Annotated in this window: 12 protein-coding genes and 1 pseudogene; 2 read left to right on the forward strand and 11 right to left on the reverse strand. The window is 38.3% G+C overall.

What is annotated here, in order from left to right; genetic code table 11:
* Positions 1–26 precede the first annotated feature (26 nt).
* From ACFPPD_RS26870 to ACFPPD_RS26910, 9 genes and pseudogenes are all read right to left on the reverse strand, one after another.
* Positions 27–449: pseudogene (locus ACFPPD_RS26870) on the reverse strand (VOC family protein).
* Between the two features lie 192 nt (positions 450–641).
* Positions 642–935, reverse strand: a complete 294-nt coding sequence (locus tag ACFPPD_RS26875; protein ID WP_209749769.1) for a type II toxin-antitoxin system RelE/ParE family toxin — start codon at positions 933–935, stop codon at positions 642–644.
* A complete protein-coding gene (locus ACFPPD_RS26880) occupies positions 917–1,102 on the reverse strand; it encodes a hypothetical protein (protein ID WP_209749768.1) in 186 nt (61 codons plus the stop codon). Before ACFPPD_RS26880 ends, ACFPPD_RS26875 begins: the two co-directional genes overlap by 19 nt.
* Before the next feature lie 202 nt (positions 1,103–1,304).
* Positions 1,305–1,628 carry a cupin domain-containing protein gene (locus tag ACFPPD_RS26885; RefSeq protein ID WP_209749767.1) on the reverse strand — a complete coding sequence of 108 codons (324 nt, stop codon included), beginning with the start codon at positions 1,626–1,628 and terminating at the stop codon, positions 1,305–1,307.
* Between the two features lie 330 nt (positions 1,629–1,958).
* Positions 1,959–2,291, reverse strand: coding sequence for a hypothetical protein (locus tag ACFPPD_RS26890; RefSeq protein ID WP_209749766.1), 333 nt, complete (start codon positions 2,289–2,291; stop codon positions 1,959–1,961).
* A 216-nt stretch (positions 2,292–2,507) separates the two neighbouring features.
* Positions 2,508–3,338, reverse strand: a complete 831-nt coding sequence (locus ACFPPD_RS26895; protein ID WP_209749765.1) for a metallophosphoesterase family protein — start codon at positions 3,336–3,338, stop codon at positions 2,508–2,510.
* A 915-nt stretch (positions 3,339–4,253) separates the two neighbouring features.
* The gene (locus tag ACFPPD_RS26900) at positions 4,254–4,685 is read right to left on the reverse strand and encodes a VOC family protein (protein ID WP_209749764.1); all 432 of its coding nucleotides are present in this window, start codon (positions 4,683–4,685) and stop codon (positions 4,254–4,256) included.
* Between the two features lie 197 nt (positions 4,686–4,882).
* Positions 4,883–5,326, reverse strand: a complete 444-nt coding sequence (locus ACFPPD_RS26905) for a hypothetical protein (protein WP_209749763.1) — start codon at positions 5,324–5,326, stop codon at positions 4,883–4,885.
* Positions 5,327–5,590: 264 nt separating this feature from the next.
* Complete coding sequence (locus ACFPPD_RS26910; RefSeq protein WP_209749762.1) at positions 5,591–6,586, reverse strand: tetratricopeptide repeat protein; 996 nt, start codon at positions 6,584–6,586, stop codon at positions 5,591–5,593.
* Between the two features lie 334 nt (positions 6,587–6,920).
* On the opposite strand from ACFPPD_RS26910, the gene ACFPPD_RS26915 reads away from it, so the two are divergent.
* Together ACFPPD_RS26915 and ACFPPD_RS26920 are read left to right on the forward strand one after the other, a co-directional pair.
* Complete coding sequence (locus ACFPPD_RS26915; protein ID WP_209749761.1) at positions 6,921–7,205, forward strand: type II toxin-antitoxin system Phd/YefM family antitoxin; 285 nt, start codon at positions 6,921–6,923, stop codon at positions 7,203–7,205.
* The gene (locus tag ACFPPD_RS26920) at positions 7,183–7,488 is read left to right on the forward strand and encodes a type II toxin-antitoxin system RelE/ParE family toxin (protein WP_209749760.1); all 306 of its coding nucleotides are present in this window, start codon (positions 7,183–7,185) and stop codon (positions 7,486–7,488) included. The genes ACFPPD_RS26915 and ACFPPD_RS26920 overlap by 23 nt, the downstream gene beginning before the upstream one ends.
* 151 nt (positions 7,489–7,639) lie before the next feature.
* Here ACFPPD_RS26920 and ACFPPD_RS26925 read toward each other — a convergent pair whose 3' ends face one another.
* Positions 7,640–8,074: a hypothetical protein gene (locus tag ACFPPD_RS26925; protein ID WP_209749759.1), complete on the reverse strand. Its 435-nt coding sequence runs from the start codon at positions 8,072–8,074 to the stop codon at positions 7,640–7,642.
* Between the two features lie 619 nt (positions 8,075–8,693).
* Positions 8,694–9,152, reverse strand: a complete 459-nt coding sequence (locus tag ACFPPD_RS26930) for a hypothetical protein (RefSeq protein WP_209749758.1) — start codon at positions 9,150–9,152, stop codon at positions 8,694–8,696.
* Positions 9,153–9,686: the final 534 nt, after the last annotated feature.

Below are 9,686 nucleotides of genomic sequence, written 5' to 3' on the forward strand. Positions count from 1 at the left end.
ATTCTTACACTTCGGTTTTATTATGTCTATTTCATTCGTTTCATAATGGGATGGTCTTCGTTCAACTGTACTAGATCCCATAGTTCCCATAAAGATCTTTAAATACTGCAACTATTCCATATGACTGTTCTTTGGGCTCTCTTACAAATTCTATTCCTTTAGAGATCATATCGTTGTAATCTCTCCAAAAATCATCTGTGTTTAGAAATAAAAAAAACTCTACCACCAGACTGATTGCCAATAAATGCTTCTTGTTCTTGTTTCGATGCTCTTGCAAGTAATATTGTTGTACCTACAGAGCCAGGAGGAGAAACTACTACCCACCGCTTATCTTGTTCAGGCTGATGAATATCCTCTACTAATGTAAAATGAAGCTTCTTTGTATAAAAATCAATGGCTTTATCATAATCCTTAACAACAAGAGCGATGTGGACTATTGATTGAATCATTCTCTCTTCTCCTCCTATAACGTTCATGTGTTCACGACGTCCATTCCCCTTAGATAGCTCTTATCTTAGGGGAATGGATGTATCTCCCTGAATGCTTCCTCGAAAATACTTCTGGCAGATCAAGGGCGCATGACCCGCAGCGCGAATATTATGTTATCTGAAGGAGCTCCTGATATACCCTCAAATTATCCTTTATTCTTTCATATAATTACTTGCCCCATGTATAATAGTTTGAATTATTATCCGGTCATTATGTATTTGATAAATCAATCTATACCTATGTATAAAAATTTCCCGCATCTCAGGATCGTCCATTTCTGGAACTACACGTCCTCGGAGCGGGAAATCATTAAGTGTTTGTGCTTTATCCATTACATCATCATAAAATGCCAATGCATAATACATTGAATCCTGCGCTATATATTCTACAATGTTTTGCAGATCTTTATATGCAGTTACGGTCCAAATTATTGTTTGTTCAGCCATTTGTCCATCCTCGCTTTGACCTCATCATGGGACAACAAATTGCCTTCAACAACATCCTTCTGTCCTTTTTCAATTTTAGATCGGACATACAATGTATATTGAATGTCTTCAATTGAACAGTTCTCAGGAAGTTTATCAATCATTTGCTTTACATCATCTTTTAACATATTGGCATCACCTCAGCTACATTATATCATAAGGTTTTTGGTTTGATGAATTTCAAATTTGCTCCGCTCTTTCAGATAACGTTCATGTGTTCACAACGTCCCTCCGACTTAAGGCTCCGTCAGGAGCCTTAAGGTAGTGCGGATGTGTCCGGCTGATTATATCTTTCAAATTCCTATCATTAAAAATGTAAGTGTTATTAAATTAATTTCCATATATATCATTTTCAGCTTTCTCAAAACATAAATTTACCGTTCTGCCTTTTGATCGAGTACGATGTAAGACATTAGCTTTAACCGTATAAACATCACCTGGCTGTAATGAAATTGTCTTATCTTCAAGATCAATAAACAATTCTCCTTCAATTACCAAAAATAATTCATCACAATTATCATGTTTATGCCAGTGAAAGTCCCCATCTATAACTGCTACCCGAACAACATGATCATTTACTTCACCAATTATAAAATTAGCATACTCATTAATATTCTTTGTTCTTTCATAAATATTTACTTTTTCTGTTTTCATTGGTCTCCACCTTTTAAGATTGTAGGATTAAAATATGGCTTAATAATTAAATGGTTCAGCGATCAGATAACGTTCATGTGTTCACGACGTCCCACCAACTTAAGGCGACAAAGTCGCCGGCTGCGCGAATGCGCAGTTAGTGTTCCTGCCTTCTCGAAATACTTACACTAATCTTTCGATTTCAAAAAAATCCTCTGGATTAGTATTTATCCACTCGTTCATTCGAATGATTGTATGTTCCGAGAATTCTCTGTATTTATCATAAAGCCTACTTACTTCATTAAATAATTCTTGATTATTATCTAAATCACTTGGGCTTATTTGACTTCCTTATTTATTTCGGTTCTCAATTAACAATTTGATTTTGTCTAATAGGTCAGCCATTCTATTATCGTTATAATATAAAACTCCATTCCATATTCCTTTCCAAGATTGAAGATCATTAATATTATAAGCAGCAAACCAATAAAACTCTGCCATTGTTTTTGTGTGGTTATGAAATGAATAAAACAAAAACAGACCCTTTTGACCTTCGTTTAGTTGATTGTACATATCTAATTTTGTTTTGAGATCTTTACCACGAACAGCAAGTAACATTGGCTGTACACATAACCAACTCAAATTAAAGCTTTGAATATCTTCTTGTTTAATCTTTACCTTCATTGAATACCCCTTTCAAATATGCACTTGCAGGAATTTCACCTAACGTTCATGTGTTCACGACGTCCCACCGACTTAGGCTCCGCCAGGAGCCGGCCGCGATGCGGTTAGGTGGTGCGGATGTGTCCGGTTGAATTACCCTCGGCACTTCTGCATCGGTCCGGACCGAGGGGCGGATGCCCCGAAGCGTGAAGATGGTGTTAGGTGAAGTATGACGCTTTATTGTGTTACATTCAATATCTTCTGGGGTAGATTTTTATTTTCATCTGGATATCCCAAAGATGCATTAATGAATCTGCAACCATGATTTATATACTCTATTCTTCTATGAACATGCCCAAAACACCATGTTCGTCCTCTTATGTCCGGAAATAAATCCTTGCCATCAAAGTAATAATAACTATTGAACAGTTCAGTTGCTTTATCTTTAGGCACCTTTGACCAGTCAGGCGAAATATGAGTCACTAAAACATCAGTGCTGTTTAGTATCTTTTTTAGCTTCACTTTTTCTTCCATAAACATTGCCTCAACCCTTCGAGGCAAACCTTCAATTAAAACAGAATCGTTTGAAATTGACTGCCAATTATCAAAAACTCTATCCCATGTTTCATTTAATTGCTGTAATCCATATTCAAAATCATACCACATACCACATCCACCAAATACTATTCCATCAACTTCGATTTGATCTCCATCAAGGAAGTGTATTCCCGATAATTGTTCTGCCATTAATTTCATTTCAAGAAACCTATTAATTGAATTGCGTTTATATTTGTTTTTTATTGATTTCGAAATTAAGTAATAATCATGATTTCCTGGAACTAAAAGAATGTGTTTATAGAACTTATTAAGTTTTTCAAGCAGTCTATAATTCTGTTTATTGTAGTGTCCAAGATCCCCAGCAATCACCAATGTCTTCGAAGGGATCTCTGGCATAATAGTGTTTAAAAATGTATCTAGTCTCTTATCTTGCTTTAAATGATTACTAGAATTTTCTACCCAAAAATCTAAATGAATATCAGATATAAGGTCAAACCGTATTGGACTCACCCGCTCTCATATTTCACCTAACGTTCATGTGTTCACGACGTCCCACCGACTTAAGGCGACAAAGTCGCCGGCTGCGCTTGCGCAGTTAGTCGGTGCGGATGTGTCCGGCTGAATTCACTTCCGTGCAGCTGCCAATTGCATCCTCGAATCTGATGGCCCCACTTCATGAATTACAATCAATTATACTAAAAAAAGAAAGAGAGAATTTCTTCTCTCCTTCCCTACTTAAAAAGACAACCATCCATTTGTTCGATAATCATGTGGTATAGGTTCATAAAATTCTTCGTTTACGATGTTTCTCTTGAATTTCATTCTAAATCTTCTTTGAGTAAGTTTTCGAATCCATTTAACTTCATGATTATAATAGTGTTTGGTTCTTCTGTGATTGCGAAATTCATTTAGTTTCTTAATTCTAGGATTGAAATCTCTTTTAAACCTGATTTGCGCGTTCAAATACTTATTATGCAGTTCCAATTCCCATGCTTTTACTTCATCGTCATTAAACAATTAGATCCCTAGTACTTGCTTTAGATTTACCCGTTAAAAGGGTATTGAGCAACGTACCTAGAGATCTACAACATAAGGAGGTATCAAAGTATAACCTCGCTTCCTAAATTATTATTTGTTTCTATCTTACAACAAATAATTGTATTTGAAAATTATTGCACTTGGGGCTTTCAGCTAACGTTCATGTGTTCACGACGTCCCAACGACTTAAGGCGACGAAGTCGCCGGCCGCGATGCGCTTAGTCGGTGCGGATGTGTCCGGCTGATTCCGCTTCCCTGCTGCTGAATGACTCCAGTCGAATACGCTTCCCAACTCCTGCCGGACCGAGGGGCGAATGCCCCGATGCGTGAACATGGTGTTATCGGATGTCGATGACTTCTCTGAATTCCCCTCAAAAGATGTTGTTCTTAAAAAGAAATCATTGCCCCATATTCATTAAATATGGAAGTAGGATTCCAAGCTACTTCCCATGAATTATTCTCAGGGTCCATAAAATGTCCTGTTCTTCCTCCCCAGAATACATCACTTGGCTCCTTAACGATCTTACCGCCTTTGTCCTTAACTTGATTTATAATCAGGTCTACGTCTGTAATTTCATCCACATTAATTGAGAAGGTTACACCTTTAAATTGAATCGGAACATCTGAAATTTCTAATCCTGCATCTCTCAGTAATTCTTCCATTGGATATATAGATAGTAAAACTCCTGAAGTCTTATAAACGGCATAGTTATCTGAACTTATTTCAGTTTCTGCCCACCCTAAGCCTTGATAAAACTTTCTGAGTTTAGGTACGTTCTTTGCTCCGATTGTAACTAGGCTGATTCTAGCCGGTATCATAGATAAATTCCTACTTTCCTTTTTGTTTTGTCTTTACATCGATTTCCGATAACGTTCATGTGTTCACGACGTCCCACCACCTTAAGGATCCGACAGGAGCCGGCCGCGACGCGGTTAGGTGGTGCCGGACCGAGGGCCGAATGGCCCGAAGCGTGAACATGGTGTTATCTGCTGTCGGGGTCTTCTTCGAAAAACTCTCAAAATCGATCGTCGACTTTCCATTCTTGATTTGCTTTAATAAACGAATAAAAGGTCTGATCTTCTTGGCCGTTTTCCCACTCTCGTTTGACAAAAATAATTATATTATCAGTACTTCTTTCTTTAACTTCTTCAATTTGATAACCATTTAGTCTTAAAGAGTCCTTATTAATCTCATAATAAATGGATTTCATTTCTTCTATTGACTTGGATTCTGATAGGTCGCCTGAGCACCATAAGTAAACACGTTTAATAAATTCATCAGTTGCATATGGACTCCACTTATTAATATCGTCAAAGTTTTGAAAGTAGTTATTAATCACTTTGTTTAACTCTGGGTTCCCTGTGTCTTTACCTTGAACAATTACATTTGAATTTCCCTTTACCCCGCAGGAACAGAGTAGCAGTACTATGATTAAAAAAGAATAGAATTTTAGCTTCAAAGTAACTGATCTCCTTTGCCTTTTTGCTTTGCCTTACCCCGATTGCAGATAACGTTCATGTGTTCACGACGTCCCATCACCTTAAGGCTCCGCCAGGAGCCGGCCGCGATGCGGTTAGGTGGTGCGGATGTGTCCGGCTGATTCCGCTTCCCTTCTGATGCCTATTGCTTCGCCGAATCCTCTTCTAACTCCTGCCGGACCGAGGCCGAATGGACCGAAGCGTGAACATGGTGTTAGGCGAAGGAATATTGATTGGACAACAATTTATTCATAAGCTTCATTATCAATATTAGGATTTATGCTTTTTGCTTTAACTAAATCATTGTAATAATTACTCTCATTCATCAATGCTTTATTAGCTATACATCTGAAAAAATAAACTTTTGCATTTTGATCATTTAATATCTCTGCTTTGTTGAACCAATTAATAGCAGCCGAGAAATTATTATTTGCCATTTCTGTCCGACCAAGAAAAATATAAACATTAGGATTATCATTGTAACCAAGATCCAGAGCCTTCTTAAAATCATTCAAAGATGATTCATATTGAAAAGTATAAAAATACGTTAACCCTCTGTTGTAATAATTCCGCCCATCTATACTTTCTCTTTCTATGCACCAGTTAAAATCATTTCGTGCCAATTCATACCTCTTACTTGCACTGTATGCACAACCTCTTAAATCATGAGCAACATCTAATTTACGGGTATTTTCAATTAAATAACTTAGGTGTTCTATTGCTTCATTTAACTGTTTTGTAGAGAAATATAAGGCGCTTAGTTCGAAAATTATATTTTCATTATTGGGCTCTTCATCTTTTGCCAGTTTGAAATTCTCGATTGCCTTTTCATTATCCCCTAGAGTCCGATAAATATCAGCTCTATACAAAAATATATTACAGATATCTGCTTTGTTTGTTTTGAGAAGATCATCTAGTGCTTTTTCATAATCACTAATAAAGTAATAACACATACCCCTACAGTTAATAACATGATACATCTCATCATCAATTTCTAAACATTTTGTAAAATCATTGATCGCTTCTTCGTACCTACTTAATTCGTAATATGCTAATCCCCTAAAATAGTAAGCTTGAGCATCATCAGGTTCAAACAATATGTATTTAGTTATAATCTTTATTTGCGATTGAGCATCCTTTGTCTCTTTGATTTTATTAAAATATTGAAATGAGTCCGGTTTAAATTGCTTGAACATTTCATATAGAAATTTTTCAACTTTGAATGATAATGAAATCTTCATCGTTATTGCTCCTCTTGATTTCTCTTCGTTCTTTCGCCTAACGTTCATGTGTTCACGACGTCCCACCACCTTAAGGCTCCGACAGGAGCCGGCCGCGACGCGGTTAGGTGGTGCGGATGTGTCCGGCTGATTCTACTTCCATGCGACTGCCGATTGCATCCTCGAGTTCTCATCTAACTTCGGCCGGACCGAGGGGCGAATGCCCCGAAGCGTGAACATGATGTTAGGCGATGTCCATTGTGTTACCCACAAAATTCTTTAATCCCCATGTTTAGAATATCATTATTATGATAAAATTATTGATGTGAAATGATCTCTTGAAGAGGTGATGACCTTGCCAATTATTAAACCGATTTCTGATCTTCGGAATAACTTTAATTACATTTCTGAGGTTTGCCATACCGAGGGTGAACCTGTATTCATTACAAAAAACGGTCATGAGGATTTGGTTGTTATGAGTCATGCCCTTTATGAGAAACAACAAGCTGTAATTGAATTGTATCAAAAATTGGCAGTTGCCGAAAAGGAAAGTTCAGATCCATCCGTTCAACGAATTGATCATTCTGATCTCATGAGCAAATTAAGGAGCCGCATAAATGGAGAAAAAACTTCCGATTAAATATCTCCCATCCGCGGAACAAGACATCACAGAGATTATTGAATATGTCTCTTTAGATAATCCTCCAGCTGCCTTAAATCTTCTCAATCAGTTCGATGAATCCATATCTATTCTTTCTTACTTTCCTTTAAGCGGTCCTATTCCTAAAGATTCCAGGCTTCAACTACTTAATTATAGAATGTTAGTCATTCAAAGTTATCTTGTATTCTATGTTGTTCAAAATGACTTTGTGGAGATTCGAAGAGTTCTTCACGCAAAAAGAAAATACGACTTCTTGCTTTAGATCTTTCTCCGGATTTCGCCTAACGTTAATGTGTTCACGACGTCCCACCACCTTAAGCCCGAAGGGCGGCCGCGATGCGGTTAGGTGGTGCGGATGTGTCCGGCTGATTCCGCTTCACTGCTGCTGTGATACTCCACTCGAATCTGCTTCCCTACTCCTGCCGGACCGAGGCGGCTCGTCCGCCGATGCGTGAACATGGTGTTAGGCGACGCCGATTTTGCCTACAGTTCCTCTTCTTACTCATACAATTCATTCTTATTATTTTGTTTGCAATTAAACCATTCCGATTCTTTTTTAAATTTACAGATTTATTAAGATGGATCTCCAAGTTTGAATCAATTGGAATTTCTTCAATCTTTATTGCTTTACTATTATTATTGAATATTTCTGTTTTATCATTGATAAGAACTTCACATATGTATCCAATATCATTAATGTTTTTCTTCCCTTTATTTATTTCAGAAGAGCAATTAATCATTAAACTTTTTCCTTTCACTTCGTCGAGAGATCCTTTAAAAGTCTTAGTAGAATTACAACCTACTAAGATCAAGCTAATTATTATTAGAAGGAAAAAAGTTCTAAACATATCCTTCAGCCCCCAAAAAGTGGTTCTGATTGTTTCTTATGTTTTGTCATTGCATATCTTTCATATAACGTAAATGTGTTCACGACGTCCCACCGACTTAAGGCGACAAAGTCGCCGGCTGCGCGAATGCGCAGTTAGTCGGTGCGGATGTGTCCGGCTGACTCTGCTTCCCTGCTGCTGAATTACTTCTATGAATCCACTTCTAACTCCTGCCGGACCGAGGCGGCTTGTCCGCCGAAGCGTGAACATGGTGTTAGATGTTGTTCTTAGCGGGGCCTCTTCGATTACTCATGCAGCTCAAATCCGGTCTGTTTCCGGTCTATGAGGAAACGTTCCATTGTATCTTCGAGTATGCTTTCCACAGTCAAGTCGGTCAAGTCGGTCTGTTTCCGGTCTATGAGGAAACGTTCCATTGTATCCTCGAGTATGCTTTCCACAGTCAAATCCGTCTGTTTCCGGTCTATGAGGAAACGTTCCATATTCGGAGCCATTCCGCCCCACATTCAAGAATCCGTTAAGGATTATACCGCTTCAATATTGGGCTCACCACGGCATTGTACTTGACCTTCCCCGCTAAGAATTTCATCTAACGTTCTTGTGTTCACGACGTCCCACCACCTTAAGCCCCGAAGGGGCGATTTATATTTAGGATTTCCTTCCATATTAACAATTGATCTACCGGACTCTTATCAACAAATATAGTCCCTTCCGGAAACAATCCAATGTAATTATTCCCATAGAACACATCGACTAATTTAATATATCCTTCGATATTGCTATTGAATTCATCTAAATCTTCTGAAGGTATCCATAATTCATTATGAATACCTGATCCAACAATTTGTTCTTCATATTTATCAATAAATGGACTTGCAACTTGAAACTCAGTCACAAAACCAACATGTCCTGAAAACTTATCTTTAGTATTCCATTCACGTGCAATCTGGTCGGCATAAGGTTTATTTAGGACTGGATAAAAAATAGGTTGTTCCGGTAGTCTTGGAGGGAATCCTTTAAGATTTAAATCTAATATTAACTTCATTTCAAAGAGTCCAACAGGTCTAAACAGTGTTTTCATGTTTTAATATCCCTTCAACTGAATTTCCGATAACGTAAATGTGTTCACGACGTCCAACTCCCTTAAGCCCGGAGGGCGGCCGCGATGCGGTTAGGGAGTTGGATGTGTCCGGCTGATTACGCTCCCCTGCTACTGCCAATTACTTCTCCGAATCCTCTTCTAACTCCTGCCGGACCGAGGCGGCTTGTCCGCCGAAGCGTGAACATGGTGTTAGATGTTGTTCTTAGCGGGGCCTCTTCGATTACTCTTGCAGCTCAAATCCAGTCTGTTTCCGGTCTATGAGGAAACGTTCCATTGTATCTTCGAGTATGCTTTCCACAGTCAAGTCGGTCTGTTTCCGGTCTATGAGGAAACGTTCCATTGTATCCTCGAGTATGCTTTCCACAGTCAAATCCGTCTGTTTCCGGTCTATGAGGAAACGTTCCATATTCGGATGCGTATTCCGAAAAGTTTTAGCCACCCATTCCGGAAAGTATTGGTCACCGATTCCGGAAAGTCTTAGCCAGTCATTCCGAAAAGTATTGGTCGGTCATT

This window comes from Cohnella suwonensis, assembly GCF_042655365.1.
In the GTDB taxonomy this organism is placed as follows: domain Bacteria; phylum Bacillota; class Bacilli; order Paenibacillales; family Paenibacillaceae; genus Cohnella; species Cohnella suwonensis.